Origin of the sequence: Lacticaseibacillus hegangensis (assembly GCF_003946465.1) — a bacterium.
GTDB classification, from domain to species: domain Bacteria; phylum Bacillota; class Bacilli; order Lactobacillales; family Lactobacillaceae; genus Lacticaseibacillus; species Lacticaseibacillus hegangensis.
The window spans coordinates 20,071-36,228 of sequence record NZ_RHOL01000028.1 but is presented as its reverse complement, the minus strand read 5'-3'; the positions used below and the strand labels follow the sequence as shown (position 1 = coordinate 36,228).

The following is a 16,158-nucleotide window of genomic DNA, read 5'->3' as shown; positions in this document are numbered from 1 at the left end:
CCATGGCGTTTGATGAACTATCGAGACTATCTTATGTCATTAGGAATGAACCGTTACGAAGCCAACCAAATGGCTTATCAACCGAGCAGATAATCACTTATTTTCGCGACAAAGTCGAAAAACGATTGACATAACTTATTCAACAAAGTGCGGGCCTTTTGAGCTAAGCCTCACGCTGTTGTCCCGCGGGCATTGGTATGCTAGGATGCTCAGGAACCCATTTGCCGCATCAAAAGGAGGGGATAGCCTTGCTGACGACCGAAATCAAACCAACAGGCGAGCTGCTGCCGGCCGAACTGCTGGAAATTCTGGCGGCCCGCGTCCGCGTCTTCGTCGTCGAACAGGCTTGCGCGTACCAGGAAGTCGATGACAAGGACCGCCAGGCGGTGCACGTTATGCTCCGCGAAAACGGCCAACTGGTGGCTTACGCGCGCATTGTCGAAAGCGCCGATCCGAATGCGATCAGCTTTGGCCGGGTGCTGGTGGTGAAAGCGGCGCGCGGCCGCGGATTGGCCCGCCAGCTGCTGCAAGCAACACTGGCAGAAATCAGCCGGCGCGCTTCGGGCAAGCCCATCAAGATTCAGGCGCAAAACTATTTGCGCGGTTTTTACGCCGAATTCGGCTTTGCCGCCACCTCTGACGTCTACCTGGAAGACGGCATCCCCCACGTTGACATGTTGAAACAATAAAAAATCAGGCCAGCTGCTTCATCTGCAGCTGACCTGATTTTTAATTTCCGCACCTTACGTTCAGGCAAGCGTTACCCCAAACGACTCGTGGTGGCCATCCTGGAAGGCAAACACTGCCCCAAGGTGAGCCGGGTCATCCAACCAACCGCTCGGCACGCCGCCGTGGAAGAACAAGCGCTTGGCTTCGACCTCGCCTTGCAGCGAGGTGCTGGTGAACACCGTCACTCCTGCCAATTGCGTTTGCAGCGGGTGGCCAGTCCGTGGATCGAGCAGATGATGATACTGCTTGCCGTCCTTGATCAAAAAGCGCTCGTAAATGCCTGACGTCACCGCCGAACATGCCGGCACTACCGTGACCCCAAGGTCGACGTTGCGGCGTTTGGCGGGATCCTGCACCCCGATCACCCAGCGGCCATCAGCCCGCCTCGGCGAGCCGCCCACCGTCAGCAGATTACCGCCGAGGTCAATGATGCCGGCTGAAACCCCATACGCCTGCCACAGCGTTTTGATCTGATCGGCGATATAGCCCTTAGCGATGCCGCCGAGGTCCAACTCCATCCCCGGCTGCTTAAGCGCCACTGTGTGATCAGCCGGCGAAAGCGTGACTGCGGCGGGATCGATCAGCTTCAGCCGTGCCTTAATATCGGCTTCGGCTGGCACATTGGCGCCTGGAAAACCGATTTTCCACAGCTTGACCAGCGGGCCAATCAAAGCGTTGAAGCCAAAATTCTCGCGACTGGCGGCCACGGCTTGGGCAATCATGGTATACGTCCCCGATGAGACAGGCACCGCCTGACTGCCGGCGGCGTGATTGACCGCCATGACTTCTGAAACCGGCCGGTTGACAGTCAACCGGTCCTCTTCCTGCTGGATTAACGTTGCCGCAGCGCGCAAGGGGGCATCATCCCCCTCACCGAAAACCGTGAGATTGATGCGTGTCCCCAAGGCGTGCAGCGTTTTTACTCGCTTGTCCATGTTACAGGTCGTAATCGAACGGGCCGGCCTTTGGATCTGTGCCGACAGGGCCGGTTGCCGAAGCCCCAGTCGAGGCATCAGCCTTCGGTGTTTCGGTTTCTTCAGAGGCGCCAGTCGACGCATCCGGTGTTGCGGTTTCTTCGGAGGCGCCAGTTGACGCGTCGGCAGCGGTCGGGGTGTCTTCGGACGCGCCAGTTGAAGCGTCAGCGTCTTGGCCGGTGGTCCCGTCAGCCTTGGAAGCGCCAGTCGACGCATCGGACCAGCCGCCCTTTTCGTAGGTCTGCAAAATCGACTCAACACTGCCCGTGAACTCGATTGTCCCCAGGTAGTTGCCATCCTCATCACGCAGAGCGTAGTAGCGGATCAGCACGCGGTGGCCGTGCATGACCAGCGGCCGGGCGACGGAATCGCGAGAACCGTCCTTGAAGCTGTCGATAATGCCTTTGACGATCGGCCACACTTTAGCGGGATGGCAGTCCTGCACGTTTTCGCCAAGTTCCGTCGTGTGACGAACGTGCTCTCGGTTCGGCTTGTTTGAATACCAGCTGAAGTGATCGTCGTGATCGATCAGATCGATTTCAAACGGAATGGTGCTAAAAATCTGTTGCACCTCAAGCAGGGACAGTCGCCCTGTTTCCATGTTAATGTAGGCACCGTCATATTCTGGTTTTGCCATTGATATCTTCTCCTTAGTTGCGTCTTCTGCGGCACTCCATTATTCTGAGTGGTGGAGGGACGCCATGTTAGAAACTTTTCAGGGGTCTGAGCCCCAACATTTGACGCTGATTCGAACAACGCCGGTCAGTGCGACCACGCGAATCCCGTTTGCGATCCTGCAGTGCCAAAGCGCCTGCGCGCTGAAACTGACTGCGCGGACCCTTGACCTGCGCGAGGGCGACATTGTGCTGCTCCGGGCCAGTCAAGGGGCTGACTTGTTGCCAGTCGCCCCAGCCGCTTTAGCCGTGCGGGTGTTTCAAATCGCCTTAGCAAAGGATTCGGACTTCGGGCCCAACGAGCTGATTGCCTCGATGCTGGCGACCACTGAGGACGCACACATTGTTTTTCGGCGCATCAACCACGCGCTGTGCGACGCCTACTGCGACCAACTGGCGCGGCTTGAGGCAGTGCAGCCGCAAGACGCGGTCCTGAGCTACGAGAAAAGCACGCTGTGTCATCTGCTGCTGACCGAACTCTCCCGAGGCAATTTCAACGCGATGATGATCATCGAATCGGCTTTCCCGGAAGAGGCATTGCGCCATGCCCCGAAAACCCGGCAGGCGGCGGTCATTTTAAACTATATGACCACTAACTTGGCCAAGGTCACCCTGGCCAGCACGGCCGCGCACTTCGGTTACGAACCCAACTACTTTTCCAGGCTGGCCCGTCAGCTGTATGCCAAGTCATTCACTGAAGAGCTCCGCTTTATCCGCATGAATCAGGCCAAAAAGCTCTTGGAGCTGACGACCCAAAGCATTGCGGACATCGCGCTGGCAGTCGGCTATAAGAACCCGGCCAACTTCGACCGGCACTTTAAAGCCTTCTTCGGCCAGTCGCCAACGGCCTATCGCCGAGCGTTCAAGCCGTGATCAAAGCCTCGCTTGGCGGGGCTTTTTGCTTGGCTTCACCGCGAAGTGCTTGGTCAGCGGGTTCAGCGCCCGCAGCCAACGCCCAAGCAATCCGTGCGTTGGCGCCAGACGGCCGGCAAGCTTACTTGGCGCTTTTTGCGTCCTTTTTCGCCTGCTTGCTCGCCTGCGCCGCCTTGGCTTCCTTCAAGAAGTCACGCAGCGGCCGCAGTGCCTGCGCGTCGTACTGTTCGACGAACTCGGCAATCTTCTTCTGATCCTGATAAGCCGGATCTAGGTACATGTGCTGCGTGGTGAATGGCATCTTGTGGGTAAACTTGACGTCGATCACAACAGGCAGGTCCGTGTTCTTCGCGTCTTCAATCGCCGCCTGGAACTCCGCCTTGGTGCGCACCGTGTAGCCCTTAGCACCCATACCTTCTGCGACCTTGGCCCAGTCGGTATCCGGCAGATCAACGCCGGAAAGCGGCTGGTGACTGTCGTCGCGTTGCTCAGCTTCGATGAAGCCCAGTGTCTCGTTTGAAAAGACGATGTTGATGACGTGCAACTTGTACTTGTACTGTGTCAGTACCTCTTCGATCATCATGGCAAACGCACCGTCACCGCAAAGGGCGTAAACATCGCGCTCCGGGTAAAGGATCTTAGCGGAAATCGCCGCTGGCAGCCCCCAGCCCATGGTCGCGTACTTACCTGAGGTGCTCCACTTCTGCGTGTGCTTGATGTCGATCAGCCGCTCAAAGTTGATGTTGGTGTTGCCGACGTCAACCGCAAAGACCGCCTGATCAGAGGCTTCTTTGTTCAGCACGTCAAAAATCGGTTCTGGGCGAACTGGACTTTCGGTCGAATCCTTGAAGGAATCCTGCCAGTCGGTCCAGTTCTTCTTGTTGGCGATGCAGGCATCGTAAAGCGGCGTGTTAGCGCGCTCTTTGCCGGCCTTGTAAAGCGCCTTGAGGGCTTCCTTCGCGTCGGCCAGGATCGCGATGTCATCATGGTGCCGCTTGCCCAGCTTCGTGCTTTCGATATCAATCTGAATGACCTTGGCTTTTGGCGAGAACAACATGCTGGCAAACGGCACATCATTGCCGACCCACAAGATCAGGTCGGCGGCCATTGCGGCCTCGACGCCAGGCTTTGGCGCGACCCGGCCAGTCGACCCCATGTAAGCCGGGTAATCTTCATCCAGGACGCCTTTGGCCAGCACAGATGAAATCAGCGGCATCTTGAACTTCTCAGACACCTTCATCAACTGCTTGCGAGCATTCTTGGCGCCCATCCCAAAGTAAATCACCGGCCCTTTGGCGGCCTGAATCATCTTGACCGCCTGGTCGATCTTGACCGGGTCCGGGGTGATTGCGTAAGGGGCGATCTGCGTGTTTGCATTGGACACATACGTATCCGGAATCTGTGCCCAGCCGAAGTCCTTAGGAATGGTGACCACAGCCACACCGCGCTTTTCGTAAGCTTGTTGGATGGCTTCATCGATCACCTTTGGCAGGCTCTTAGCCGTCATGACGGTGCGGTTGAACACCGCCACGTCAGTGAAGGCTGGCTCTTCGTTCATCGCCTGGAAGTAGTCGATATTCATGTTGGTGGACGGTACCTGGGCAACGATGGCCAAAACCGGCACCCGGTCGATCTTAGCATCGTACAAGCCGTTCAACAGGTGGATGGCACCAGGGCCGGCGGAGCCGAAGCAAACGCCGATCTTGCCAGAATACTTGGCGTCAGCCGACGCCGCCAAAGCACCAGCTTCCTCGTGGCGCACCTGAATAAACTTGATCTTGTCCTTCTGGTTATACAGGGCGTTCATGCCGGAATCGTACGAACCACCAGGATAACCGTAAACGTGATCAACGCCCCAAGACTCGATAACCTTGAGGACTGCATCTGAACCGCTAATGGTTTGAACCATTTGAATCCCTCCACTTTGTCTGTATTCCTAATTTCTACAATCTGTACCGTCGTTCAAAAGTCGGAGCAATCACGCCTCCGCTTCTGTAAGCGTTTCACAACTTTATTGTAACCCTTTTCTTCGAGTTGGCCATACCCAATTCTATCTTGATTAGTCGCTTATTTTGCACCATCTGTAATATTTAAAAATAGTGAACTGTATCACAAGGACCTATTCAGTGGTCTGGGTCGGACGCCCGCGCTGCGATAAGAGGCGTACAATAGGCCTAAACCATCCCCTAGACTGAGAAAAAGGAGCCCCCTTTCGATGACTGATCATCCAGAACTGCATGGTGGGTCGCTGTACTTGACTAACGACCCAGATCTAGTGTACCAGCAACAGCAGGCCCTTGAGTTGTTATACGACTTCAACCAGACCCGGCCGCACGAAACCGCACGCCGCCAGCAGCTGCTCGCGCAAATGTTTGCGGCGCTGGGCAAGGACTGTTACGTAGAGCCACCCCTTCACGCCAACTGGGGCGGCCGCTTCGTTCACTTTGGCGACGGCGTGTACGCCAACTTCAATCTGACGCTAGTTGACGACACCCACATTTTTGTCGGGGCCCACACCATGTTCGGGCCAAACGTCACCATCGCCACCACCGGCCATCCGATTGACCCGCCGCTGCGCCAGCACGGCTATCAGTACAGTGCCCCAGTCCACATCGGGAAAAACTGCTGGCTTGGTGCGGGCGTCACCGTGCTGCCAGGGGTGACGATTGGCGCCAACACAGTCGTCGGCGCGGGCAGCATCGTCACGCATGACCTGCCGGCCAACGTCATTGCTTACGGCGACCCCTGCAAAGTCGCCCGCCCGATCAGTGAGCACGACCGCGAGTATTACTTCAAGCAGCGAAAAATTGACCCTGGACGCGCCTAAAAGGTGCTTCATGCCAGCCTGGCATGAGGCACCTTTTCAATCACTGACAACTTGTCCTGACAGCGATACCAATCTTAAATTTTCACCGCGGCGGCACGCAAGATGGCCGTTTTCTGCTATGCTAAAGCCCTGATAAAGGAGGGTAGCGCCATGCGCCATAAACGATTGATCAGCCTGCTCGTCATCGCCTTGGCCGGTTTCGGCCTGTACAGTCAGGACAGTCCGCTTCCCGCCGCGACCCAAGTCACCGCTCAGGCAACGCTGCACGATGCCGTTGTGTGGACGGCGGATGCCGCCTTGCACCTCACCGATACAGCGGCGCAGAAGCTCGGCCTGTGCGCCGTTAAGCCCGCTGCGGAAAAGGCGCTCACCACCAAGCCCACAGCCGCCAGCACGACTGAAACGCCGGTTGAAGACGCGATCAAAAACATCACGCTGGCCCCCACGTACACCTACAGCTTCGAAGCCGGCACCCCGACTCGAGTGCGTACTACCTTCGAAGCCGCGATCGCCGTGTACAACCAAACGGGCATCGTCACCCTGAAGCCTGGGATCAGCACCGTTTTTGCCAATCACATCACGTTTGGCACGTACGCCAAGCCGACACCTGATTCCAGCAGCACAATCGAACTGGGTGAAGGCGGCCCGGCGGTCGTCTACAGCCGGCTGACCCACCACGGCGTCAACCATGCCAAGGCAGCATTCAACACCGCCTACCAGCTTTCGGTCAAGGAATCCGTCGCGCTGCATGAAATCGGCCACGCGCTGGGGTTGGCCCACAGCAACAGCCTGACCTCGGTCATGTACCCAATGGACCAAGGCCGAATAACGCTGTCAGCTGGTGACCTAGCCACCCTCAAGCTGATTTACGCGCGCAAGTAAAAGGCGGCTGCTACTCGGCAGTCGCCTTTTTCGCGTCCTTGTGATTCAATCGTTGCGCGGCGCGTCATCTGGGGCGAAGTCGCCCAGGACTTCGCCATCTGCCTCGCGGGTGCTCGGCAGGCCGATCAGTTCAGACCACGCCGCCAGCCGCCCGTGCAGACTGCCGGTCAGCTTGACCGGCTTGGTAGCAGTCAGCCGCTTTGCCTCCTTGGCGTCCACTTCTTTAGCAAACACGCGCGAGTAATCACTCAACACGCTGCCCAACTGCTGGACATAACCCCAGTTTTGAACCAGCTCGGCCGGATTCATTTTACTGAGCACAAACAAACTCAGCGCCGCATACTTACGCACTGCCACCGGCGACAGAGCCGGCTTGGCCTCTGCCACCTGAAGATACAGCGCCCCCAACTGGTGAATCGCGATCAGATCGCTTTGATGGAACTTGTCGTGCACCGTGCTGGCCGGGTGCAGCCGGTAGCAGTACAGCGGCTCATCGACCAGGTTGATCTGCGTGATGCGCGGCAGCAGCTGACCGATCAGGTATGCGTCTTCCATCAGATTAAAATCGGCCACCGGCAGCGCCGGCGTGAACAGATTCGCCCGAAACAGCTTATTCCATAGATAGCCGCGCAAATCCTTGTCTTCCAGCCACAGGCGGTAGCAGTCATCCCCGCGCACAGTGTATGCTTTGGCCGCAAACGGTTTGGTAAACTTCGACTTGGTCGCGCCCAGGTAGGTGTAGTAGTTAACCTGGGCCACATCGGCCGCCCCAATCGCATGAGCCATGCCGGACAGCCAAGTGGGCAGCGCTAAGTCATCACTGTCCATGAACGTGATGAACTGGCCCCGCGCCTGCGCCAGGCCGACCGTGCGCGCCTGCGCCTGCCCGCCGTTTGCCACGCGGGTCACACGAATGCGCGAATCGCGCCGGGCGTATTCGGCCAAGATGACTGGACTGGTGTCCACAGCGCCGTCGTCGATCAGCAGCGCCTCAAAATTTTGATAGTCCTGAGCCAGCAGGCTATCCAGCGCGGCGGCCAAGTACTTTTCTGCGTTATACACGGGCATAATTACCGAAATCAAGGGTTGGGCCATAAGCTACCTCCGGCTGTATTTTACCATATCACACAAAAACCGCCCGCCTGGCAGTAACGCACTGCTGGGCGAGCGGTGTCTGATGACGAGGCAGTTAAGCCTGCGCGTTCTGCGCCGCTTTCGCCTGCTCCGCCTGCTTGGCCGTGACTTTCTCACTGACCTTCAGGAACGGCACATAAACGGCAATGTTGATCACCAAAATAACAATTTGGACAATCACCGCTCGCCAGTCCCCAGCCGTGGCCAGGAACCCTGAAATCAGCGGCGGTGTGGTCCACGGCACCATGACCACGACGCGGTTCATCCAGCCGATGGCCGTGACCGCGTAGGCAATCAGGATGCCGATAACCGGGTTCAACACGAACGGAATCATCATTGGAATGTTAAACACGATCGGGAAACCGAAGATGACCGGCTCGTTGATGTTGAACAGCCCTGGGACAACGGACAGGGCCGCGACATCGCGGTTCGCCTTGACCTTTGAGAACAGGAAGACCGCAATCAGCAGCGCAATGGTCGACCCGGTGCCGCCCATCATGCCAAAAGTATCCCTGAAGGTGTTGCTCATGATGTAAGGAATCGGCTTGTGCGCCGCGTAGGCCGCGGTGTTTTTCGCCATGTTAACCAGCAGGACGGGATCAAGTAGGGTCCCGTTAATAACGGCTTGGTGAATCCCCAAGGTGTACAGGAAGTTCCCACAGGAGTAAATGATCAGCATGCCTGGCAGGCTGGTGTTCAGCCGGCGCAGCGGCTCTTGGATAATCATCGTGATCAGCGCAATCAGGTTGCTGTTCCAAAGCACGATGAGCAGCGCCCCAATCAGGGCAAAACAGCTGAGCGTGATCAAAGCCGGGATCAGGGAGTTGAATGAATCCCCCACGGCCGGCGGGATCTGGTCGCCCAGATGGATCTGCAGGCGCTTGATATTGCTCAGACGAATGAAGAGCTCGGTGGCAAGTAGCCCAATGATGATGCCGGCAAACATGCCGGTGGTCCCCAGGTTAGCAAAGCTCAAACCACCCGTGACGTTAACTGCGGCGGTCTTGCCGACCGGCGTCATCTGCGTCGTGATCGGCATCATGATGACCAGACTGGCCAGCGAAATGACGGCCGCGGTCAGCGGGTTGCGATACCCCTTATTCCGCGCCAGGATGAAGCCGACGACCGGCGCCAGCATCAAGCCGGCGATGTTCAACGTCCCGTTGGCAATCAGCGTGCCCCAAGTCTGCAGATTTGCCAGCGTCTTCCCAGTGGCGATCCACGGGAAGACGACGTTGTTAATTAAAGTGCCAAGGCCCGCCAAAATGAATAAGGGCATGATTGTGGCGAAGGCATCGCGTAATGATCTGAGGTGGACCTGGTTACCAATGCGCCCGGCAACCTCAGAAAACTTATCTAAGAACTTGTGACTCTTAGATGCTTCCATGTTCTTTCCTCCAATCTTTCACTAAATGACTTAATCCAAATCCTCACCGTTGGAACCATAAGCCTTCTGGAACCAAGCAAAACTGCGCTTCGGTACGCGGCGCAGATCTAGGAGCTCGTGATTCGTGCGGTTCACGTAAACCGCACCGTACCGCTTGGCGACATCTCCTTTCGAGCTGGGGATATCGATCAAGCCCCAGCCTAAGTAACCCAAGACCTTCACCCCGTAATCGCTCACCGCGTCCTTGAGCGCCTGAATGTGCGCGCGGTGATACTGGATGCGGTAATCGTCATCGATCGGGTGCTTGCCATCCCAGTGCTCGCGCACCCCCAGACCGTTTTCAATGGGAAACACCGGCAGGCCGGTACGGGTCCAGATTTTGGCCAGCACGTTTTTGAACCCGGTCGGATCAATCTGCCAGCCCCACTCGCTAGCCTTCAGGTGCGGGTTGGGCACCGTGCCTTGCGTGAACCACCAGTTGACCGCCGAACTTGGGTCGATCTTCGTGTGGTCGATAGCAGAGGAGGCATAGTAGCTGAACGCGATGAAATCGCTAGTCGTCTGAGCCAGCGTCTCGAGGTCGCCGGGCTGGATCAAATCCATCAGCCCGTTTGCCCTCATGAAGTGCAAGACCTCCGGCGAGTAATGGCCGCTCGTGAACACATCCAGGTAGTTGTTGTTCACAAACTCATCGATCCGCCGCGTCGCTTCAACATCCTCGGGATCCGAGGTGCTCGGATACACCTCTGCGTACGCCAGCATGCCGCCGAGCTTCAAATCCGGGTAATTCTTCCGGATGAAGGACGTGATGCGCGCGTGCGCCAGCAAGGTGTGGTGGCTCATCGCGTACAGCGTGCGGATGTCGCGCGGCGCGGTGAGGTTGCCGCCGCTGTCCAGGCCTGGATCATACGTAAAGCAGTTGTGCTCGTTGAACGTGATCCAGTACTTGACCTTGCCGGCAAAGCGTTTGACCATTTCCTCGCCGTAGCGGACGAACGCGTCGACCACTTCGCGGGAAACAAACCCGTTGTAGCGTTTTGCCAGACTCAGCGGCATGTCGAAGTGGTACAAGCAGATCATCGGCTGGATGTTGTGCGCGAGCAGCTCGTCGATCAGCCGGTCGTAAAACGCGATCCCCGCCTCGTTGAACGGCCCGTCGCCTTCCGGGCAGACCCGGCTCCAAGAAATCTGGAACCGGTAGCAGTTCATGTTCATCTTGGCCATCCAGTCAACGTCTTCCGGGTAGCGGTGGTACTCGTCGATGGCATCTTTCCAATCCGAGCTGTCGGGACCCGCCTTTTTGATGTCATAAACGGATGGCCCCTTGCCATCCGCGTTCCAAGCGCCTTCAGTTTGCATGCTTGAGGTCGAATTGCCCCACAGGAAATCTTTGCTTAGTGTTGTCATGTCCTACCTCCACCGTGCAATATAACTGCCTTTGGCACCTTTGGCAAAGATGAATTAGCACAGTTGACTATCCAAATTTTCAGAAAGGTGTTATAGTCTCGATGACAGCGCTTTTTTGGAGGGTAGACAAATGGCAAAATATATTGAGATCGGTAAGCAATTAAAAGCCCAAATCATGCGCGGCGAGTACACTAGCGACGCCCCACTGCCAGATCAGGTGTCACTGGCTAAAATGTTCAAAACCAGTCGCGTGACCATTCAAAAAGCCCTGGACCTGCTGATCAACGAAGGCTTGATCTACAGCAAACAGGGCTCCGGGACGTACGTGAAGCAAAACATCAACCTGTTATCCAAATTTGACGCCACAGTGGACCAGTACGTCGGCACCACCGAGTTGATGCGCGGCCACACCGTGACTAGTGAGGTCATCGACTATGATGTCCGCCTCCCCGACGCCAAGGAGCAGGAAAATCTGAACCTGGCCATTGCAGACGCAGTGTACGATTTTGTGCGCCTGCGCATCGTGGACGGCACGCCTTGGAAGATCGAGCATTCCATCATGCCAGTCAAGGTAGTGCCAGGACTGAACAAAGGCGTGCTGCACCACTCGATTTACCACTACATGCATGAGGAACTCGGCGAAACCATCGGGGCCGCCTACCGCATTATCCGCGCCGCGCAGCCCAATGCTTACGACCGGCGCTACCTCGACGCCGTCTCTGACACCCCAATGCTGGAAGTCGAGCAGATTGTCTCGTTGGCGGATGGCACCCCGTTCGAGTATTCATTCACCCGCAACCGGTATGACAAGGGGTCAATTGTGGTGTACCACCCGGAGCGGCCAATGCTCTGACAATAAGCCTGCGAGTTCAGAGAATTGGGCAAATGTCCTAGCTCACCATTTTTAGCGTATAAATACAAAAAGCGGCTCTCTGATGAGAGTCGCTTCGTTGTATTCGTGTGTGATGACCGAAAGATTAACGCTTTGAGAACTGGCTCGCCTTGCGGGCTTTCTTCAAACCGTACTTCTTACGTTCCTTCATCCGTGGGTCACGGGTGAGCATGCCAGCACGCTTGAGTGGGCCACGGAAATCCGGGTCGACAGTCAAAAGTGCGCGAGCGATGCCGTGACGAGTTGCGCCGGCCTGGCCGGTGAACCCGCCGCCGTTAACGTTAACCAGAACATCGTATGAACCGGTCGTTTCGGTAATACCGAACGGCTGAGTCAAGTCGAGGATCAGGTTTTCATACGGAAGGTAATCGTGAACGTCTTTGCCGTTCATCGTGATTTTACCGGTGCCAGGAACCAAGCGGACCCGGGCAACGGAATTCTTGCGGCGACCTGTGCCGCTGTATGCTACTTCTGCCACAGTTGTGTCCTCCTTAAATTAGGTTCTTGATGTCGAGTACTTCAGGCTTCTGCGCTTCGTGAGGGTGTTCTTCCCCAGCATAAACGTGAAGCTTCAGGAATTGCTGGTGGCCAAGAGTATTCTTGGTTGGCAGCATCTTCTTGACCGCGTATTCGACCAGACGAGCCGGGTCGTTCTTAAGGAGATCACCAGCGACTTCATGCTTCAAGCCACCTGGATGCTGTGAGTGATGGTAGTAGATCTTGTCGCTCGCCTTGCGCCCAGTCAGCTTAAGCTTAGCTGCATTGATCACGATCACGTTGTCACCAACGTCAACGTTCGGGGTGTAGGTCGGCTTGTTCTTGCCGCGCAAGATAGTTGCAACGGTTGAAGCCAAACGGCCAAGGCTGATATCAGTGGCGTCGATAACGACCCACTTGCGTTCGATCTCACCTGGCTTAGCCAAATATGTTGTACGCACGATTTGTTTCCTCCAATATTCTGTGCTGTTTGACACCTTATAAGTTTCCGGGGCTTATTGTGGGGCAAACAATACCAGCGACTACCTTATCAAAAATCCGCGATAAAGTCAACGGTAACTCCCCTGCAATAACCGAAACATGCGCTTAAGTGTACGGCATCGCAAAGCTTTCGTCCACCCCAAAAGCGCTAGTAATAGACTTCTTTCAGGTACAGCCCCGAGGCGGGTGCCGTGCCGCGCGCCTGCTGGCGGTCTTTGACCTCGTACAACCGCAGAAAATCATGCACGTCGCGGCGGCCGTTGCCGATTTCCAGCAGCGTCGCCACAATGATGCGCACCATGTTGTACAAAAAGCCGTTGCCGTAAAACTCAAATACCAACTCGTTGTTCGGCTGGTCGTCTTGCACCGTGGCCTCGTAAATCGTCCGCACTTTATCCTCGATCACCCCGCCGCTAGCCGCAAAGCTGGTAAAGTCATGGGTGCCGACGACGTCCTTCAGCGCCGTGCGGATCCGGTCGACGTCAAGGCCATACGGGTAGTGCCCCGTATACAGCCGCTTGAACGGGTCGGTGAAGCGGCCGCGCGCCACGCGGTACAGGTACCGTTTGCCCTTGGCTGAATAGCGCGCATGAAAATCAGCCGGCACAATTTCCGCGTCCAGGATCTCAATGTCTAGCGGCATCAGCGAGTTCATCGCAAGCCGCATGGCCCGCGCCGGAATCTCCCCCGGGTAGTCAAACGACACCACCTGGCCCAAAGCGTGCACCCCAGAATCGGTGCGCCCGGAGCCGTCAATGTGAATTGAATCGACCTTGGCCATCTTGCCCAGAGCTTTCTGCAACACGCCTTGGACCGTGCGCTGGTGCGGCTGAATTTGATACCCGGCAAAATTGGTGCCGTCATAGGCTAACGTCAGTTTGAAGTGGGTCACGATATTCTCCTAAAAAGCCTCGCACCGCGGCGAGGCAACGTTCTATGCTCTCATGAAGACCAGGCTGACGGTCAAAACGACCATCACCAGCCCGGCAAAAATGTCCTTCTGATGGTACTGCAGCACGCGAAACTTGGTGCGGCCGTCCCCGCCTTGATACCCGCGGGCGTCCATCGCCGTCGCCAGGTCCTCGGCAATGCCGAAGCTGTCAACGAACAGCGGAATCAGCAGCGGCACCACGGCCTTCATCTGCTGAAACAGATTGCCGGTGCCAAAATCGACCCCGCGGGCGCGCTGCGCGTTCATAATCTTCGTCGTTTGATCCATCAGCGTCGGGACGAACCGCAACGCGATCTGCAGCACCAGCGCCAGTTCGGTGACCGGCACGTGCAGCACCCGCAGCGGTTTGAGCAGCGATTCGACCGCGTCCGCCAAGGACAGCGGCTGCGTGGTCAGTGTGAGCAGCGTGGAGACGAAAATGATCAAGACGAAGCGCATGAAGATGAACGCCCCGTTGGTCAGCCCATACTGCGTGATGGCCAGCCAGCCCCAGGACCAGTACGTGGTCCCGCCTTTAGTGAAGAACACCTGCAGCATCACGGTGAACAGAATCAGCCAAATCATCGGCCGCACGCCGCGCAGGAAAAACCCGAGCTTGATCTTGGAGGCCGCAACCATCACCATGGTCGCGACAAACATCAGCAGGTAAGTCTGCCAGTTGTTGGCGAGAAATATGATCCCGATGTAGTAAAAACTGGCCATCAGTTTCGTGCGGGGATCCAACTTGTGGACCCAGGAGTCGCCAGGCAGATAGCGGCCAAGCAAGAGTTTAGTCATGCGCGCCGCCTCCAATCTGCTTGGCCAACTGGTCGGCCAGCTCGTCAGTAGTCAGGGGCAGTGGGTCAAAATGGAACCCCTGCTTGGTCAAATCACGGGCCATGGCCGCCGTCTTGGGCAGTCCGAGCTGATGATCCGCCAGCCACTGCTCACTTTGAAAAATCTCCCGCGGTGTGCCTTCCTTGATCAAGTGGCCCTCATCCATCACGAGCACATGATCGGCGTAATCGGCCACGTCATCCATTTGGTGCGTGACCAGCACAATGGTCATGCCTTGCTTTTCATGCAGCCTTTGAAACATCTTCATCATGTCATTGCGGCCAGCCGGATCAAGGCCGGCGGTCGGCTCGTCAAGGACCAGCACCGTCGGCTTCATCGCCAGCACGCCCGCGATGGCCACGCGGCGCATCTGGCCGCCGGACAAATCAAACGGCGACTGTTCAAGCACGGCTTGCGGTAAGCCGACCAGGTCGACCATGGCAGCCGCCTGCTTTTCGGCTTCGGCACTTGGCACCCCAAAATTTTCGGGCCCAAAAGCGATGTCCTTGGCCACTGTTTGTTCAAACAGTTGATTTTCGGCAAACTGAAACACCATCCCCACCTGCTGGCGAATCGGCTTCAAATTCTTATTGTTGGTTTCACTCGTGATCACGCGATCGCCGATGGTGACGGTGCCGGCGGTCGGCTTGAGCAGCGCGTTGAGGTGCTGGAGCAGCGTGCTTTTGCCCGAGCCGGTGTGGCCGATGATGGCGGTGTAACTGCCATCCCTGATCGTAGTCGTAATGTCTTTCAGGCCGTCGCCGGCAAACGGCGTCCCCGCCTGGTAGGTGAAGCTCACATGGTCGAATGTAATGTCCACAGGTACTTCACCAGCCCTTCCTGATCAAGATAACGGTCCGGCATTGCGACGCCGCGCCGCCGCAGCGCCGCCTTCAGCCGCTCCGGGTACGGGACGTCCAGCCCTAGGTGCAAAAGCTCCTCGCCATGGGTGAAAATCTCGGCCGGCGTTCCCTGCTCGACCACTTCGCCATCGTTGAGCAAAATGACCCGATCCGCCGAGGCAGCCTCGTCGACGTCGTGCGTGATGGACACCACGGTCATCTTAGATTGTGCCTGCAGCTCCTGGATCAGGGCCAGCACCTCAGCGCGGCCAGCCGGATCAAGCATCGAAGTCGCCTCATCCAAAATGATGATGTCCGGCCGCTGCGCAATGATGCCGGCAATCGCGACCCGCTGCTTTTGGCCCCCAGACAGGCGGGCAGGCTCACGCGTGGCAAATTCAAGCATGTTGACCTGAGCCAGCGCGTCGTGAACTCGTGTCACCATTTCCGGGCGCGGGACGGCGCGATTTTCCAGACCAAACGCAACATCGTCTTGGACAGTTGCCCCGACAAACTGATTGTCAGGATTTTGGAACACAATCCCGACTTTTTCGCGGATTTTCCAGACATTTTCCTCAGTCAGCGGCATCCCCGCCACGGTCACCTGACCGGAGCCGGGTGCCAGCAGCCCGTTGATGTTTTTGGCTAGCGTACTCTTGCCCGAACCATTGTGGCCGATGATGGCAACCCACTCGCCCTGCGCAATCGTCAGGCTGACGTCCTTTAAAGCCGGCTTTTCGGCATCTGGGTAGCGGTAATTTAAGTGTTGAATGTCGATTGCAACCGTCATT

General features: G+C 57.0%; 17 protein-coding genes. 5 read left to right on the top strand and 12 right to left on the bottom strand.

Annotation, left to right across the window (positions count from 1 at the left end; translation table 11 throughout):
• The first annotated feature begins 197 nt into the window (after positions 1-197).
• Positions 198-689, top strand: a complete 492-nt coding sequence (locus EKM86_RS09270) for a GNAT family N-acetyltransferase (protein WP_125757277.1) — start codon at positions 198-200, stop codon at positions 687-689.
• Between the two features lie 60 nt (positions 690-749).
• On the opposite strand, the gene EKM86_RS09265 is transcribed toward EKM86_RS09270, so the two are convergent.
• Together EKM86_RS09265 and EKM86_RS09260 are read right to left on the bottom strand one after the other, a co-directional pair.
• Positions 750-1,664: an FAD:protein FMN transferase gene (locus tag EKM86_RS09265; RefSeq protein ID WP_125757275.1), complete on the bottom strand. Its 915-nt coding sequence runs from the start codon at positions 1,662-1,664 to the stop codon at positions 750-752.
• Between the two features lies 1 nt (position 1,665).
• Positions 1,666-2,340 (bottom strand): PAS domain-containing protein, encoded by a 675-nt coding sequence (locus EKM86_RS09260; protein WP_125757273.1) that lies wholly within the window; start codon positions 2,338-2,340, stop codon positions 1,666-1,668.
• A 64-nt stretch (positions 2,341-2,404) separates the two neighbouring features.
• Here EKM86_RS09260 and EKM86_RS09255 point away from each other — a divergent pair, with 64 nt between their 5' ends.
• The gene (locus EKM86_RS09255; protein WP_125757271.1) at positions 2,405-3,250 is read left to right on the top strand and encodes a helix-turn-helix transcriptional regulator; all 846 of its coding nucleotides are present in this window, start codon (positions 2,405-2,407) and stop codon (positions 3,248-3,250) included.
• Positions 3,251-3,371: 121 nt separating this feature from the next.
• Here EKM86_RS09255 and spxB read toward each other — a convergent pair whose 3' ends face one another.
• The gene (gene spxB, locus EKM86_RS09250) at positions 3,372-5,159 is read right to left on the bottom strand and encodes a pyruvate oxidase (protein ID WP_125757269.1); all 1,788 of its coding nucleotides are present in this window, start codon (positions 5,157-5,159) and stop codon (positions 3,372-3,374) included.
• 306 nt (positions 5,160-5,465) lie between these two features.
• On the opposite strand from spxB, the gene EKM86_RS09245 reads away from it, so the two are divergent.
• On the top strand, positions 5,466-6,077 hold the full coding sequence (locus EKM86_RS09245) for a sugar O-acetyltransferase (RefSeq protein ID WP_125757267.1): 612 nt from the start codon (positions 5,466-5,468) through the stop codon (positions 6,075-6,077).
• Positions 6,078-6,227: 150 nt separating this feature from the next.
• Positions 6,228-6,959, top strand: a complete 732-nt coding sequence (locus tag EKM86_RS09240; RefSeq protein WP_164506236.1) for a M57 family metalloprotease — start codon at positions 6,228-6,230, stop codon at positions 6,957-6,959.
• 45 nt (positions 6,960-7,004) lie between these two features.
• Here EKM86_RS09240 and EKM86_RS09235 read toward each other — a convergent pair whose 3' ends face one another.
• From EKM86_RS09235 to EKM86_RS09225, 3 genes are all read right to left on the bottom strand, one after another.
• Positions 7,005-8,054: a glycosyltransferase family 2 protein gene (locus tag EKM86_RS09235; RefSeq protein ID WP_125757263.1), complete on the bottom strand. Its 1,050-nt coding sequence runs from the start codon at positions 8,052-8,054 to the stop codon at positions 7,005-7,007.
• A gap of 94 nt (positions 8,055-8,148) precedes the next feature.
• Positions 8,149-9,480, bottom strand: coding sequence for a PTS sugar transporter subunit IIC (locus tag EKM86_RS09230; RefSeq protein WP_125757261.1), 1,332 nt, complete (start codon positions 9,478-9,480; stop codon positions 8,149-8,151).
• Positions 9,481-9,510: 30 nt separating this feature from the next.
• A complete protein-coding gene (locus EKM86_RS09225) occupies positions 9,511-10,887 on the bottom strand; it encodes a glycoside hydrolase family 1 protein (protein ID WP_125757259.1) in 1,377 nt (458 codons plus the stop codon).
• 130 nt (positions 10,888-11,017) lie between these two features.
• Here EKM86_RS09225 and EKM86_RS09220 point away from each other — a divergent pair, with 130 nt between their 5' ends.
• Entirely contained in the window at positions 11,018-11,740 is a 723-nt protein-coding gene (locus EKM86_RS09220; RefSeq protein WP_125757257.1) for a GntR family transcriptional regulator, read from the top strand.
• Positions 11,741-11,864: 124 nt separating this feature from the next.
• Here EKM86_RS09220 and rpsI read toward each other — a convergent pair whose 3' ends face one another.
• From rpsI to EKM86_RS09190, 6 genes are all read right to left on the bottom strand, one after another.
• Positions 11,865-12,257, bottom strand: coding sequence for a 30S ribosomal protein S9 (rpsI, locus tag EKM86_RS09215; RefSeq protein WP_125757255.1), 393 nt, complete (start codon positions 12,255-12,257; stop codon positions 11,865-11,867).
• Between the two features lie 13 nt (positions 12,258-12,270).
• Positions 12,271-12,717, bottom strand: a complete 447-nt coding sequence (gene rplM / locus EKM86_RS09210; RefSeq protein WP_125757253.1) for a 50S ribosomal protein L13 — start codon at positions 12,715-12,717, stop codon at positions 12,271-12,273.
• Positions 12,718-12,905: 188 nt separating this feature from the next.
• On the bottom strand, positions 12,906-13,649 hold the full coding sequence (gene truA, locus EKM86_RS09205; RefSeq protein WP_125757251.1) for a tRNA pseudouridine(38-40) synthase TruA: 744 nt from the start codon (positions 13,647-13,649) through the stop codon (positions 12,906-12,908).
• A gap of 42 nt (positions 13,650-13,691) precedes the next feature.
• The gene (locus tag EKM86_RS09200) at positions 13,692-14,486 is read right to left on the bottom strand and encodes an energy-coupling factor transporter transmembrane component T family protein (protein WP_125757249.1); all 795 of its coding nucleotides are present in this window, start codon (positions 14,484-14,486) and stop codon (positions 13,692-13,694) included.
• Complete coding sequence (locus EKM86_RS09195) at positions 14,479-15,345, bottom strand: energy-coupling factor ABC transporter ATP-binding protein (RefSeq protein ID WP_125757247.1); 867 nt, start codon at positions 15,343-15,345, stop codon at positions 14,479-14,481. The genes EKM86_RS09200 and EKM86_RS09195 overlap by 8 nt, the downstream gene beginning before the upstream one ends.
• Positions 15,321-16,157, bottom strand: a complete 837-nt coding sequence (locus EKM86_RS09190) for an energy-coupling factor ABC transporter ATP-binding protein (RefSeq protein ID WP_125757245.1) — start codon at positions 16,155-16,157, stop codon at positions 15,321-15,323. Before EKM86_RS09190 ends, EKM86_RS09195 begins: the two co-directional genes overlap by 25 nt.
• Position 16,158: the final 1 nt, after the last annotated feature.

Coding starts and splice junctions, on each gene's coding strand:
- EKM86_RS09270 (WP_125757277.1), top strand. CDS start 198: ATGCTAGGATGCTCAGGAACCCATTTGCCGCATCAAAAGGAGGGGATA.
- EKM86_RS09265 (WP_125757275.1), bottom strand. CDS start 1,664: ATGGACAAGCGAGTAAAAACGCTGCACGCCTTGGGGACACGCATCAAT.
- EKM86_RS09260 (WP_125757273.1), bottom strand. CDS start 2,340: ATGGCAAAACCAGAATATGACGGTGCCTACATTAACATGGAAACAGGG.
- EKM86_RS09255 (WP_125757271.1), top strand. CDS start 2,405: ATGTTAGAAACTTTTCAGGGGTCTGAGCCCCAACATTTGACGCTGATT.
- spxB (WP_125757269.1), bottom strand. CDS start 5,159: ATGGTTCAAACCATTAGCGGTTCAGATGCAGTCCTCAAGGTTATCGAG.
- EKM86_RS09245 (WP_125757267.1), top strand. CDS start 5,466: ATGACTGATCATCCAGAACTGCATGGTGGGTCGCTGTACTTGACTAAC.
- EKM86_RS09240 (WP_164506236.1), top strand. CDS start 6,228: ATGCGCCATAAACGATTGATCAGCCTGCTCGTCATCGCCTTGGCCGGT.
- EKM86_RS09235 (WP_125757263.1), bottom strand. CDS start 8,054: ATGGCCCAACCCTTGATTTCGGTAATTATGCCCGTGTATAACGCAGAA.
- EKM86_RS09230 (WP_125757261.1), bottom strand. CDS start 9,480: ATGGAAGCATCTAAGAGTCACAAGTTCTTAGATAAGTTTTCTGAGGTT.
- EKM86_RS09225 (WP_125757259.1), bottom strand. CDS start 10,887: ATGACAACACTAAGCAAAGATTTCCTGTGGGGCAATTCGACCTCAAGC.
- EKM86_RS09220 (WP_125757257.1), top strand. CDS start 11,018: ATGGCAAAATATATTGAGATCGGTAAGCAATTAAAAGCCCAAATCATG.
- EKM86_RS09200 (WP_125757249.1), bottom strand. CDS start 14,486: ATGACTAAACTCTTGCTTGGCCGCTATCTGCCTGGCGACTCCTGGGTC.
- EKM86_RS09190 (WP_125757245.1), bottom strand. CDS start 16,157: ATGACGGTTGCAATCGACATTCAACACTTAAATTACCGCTACCCAGAT.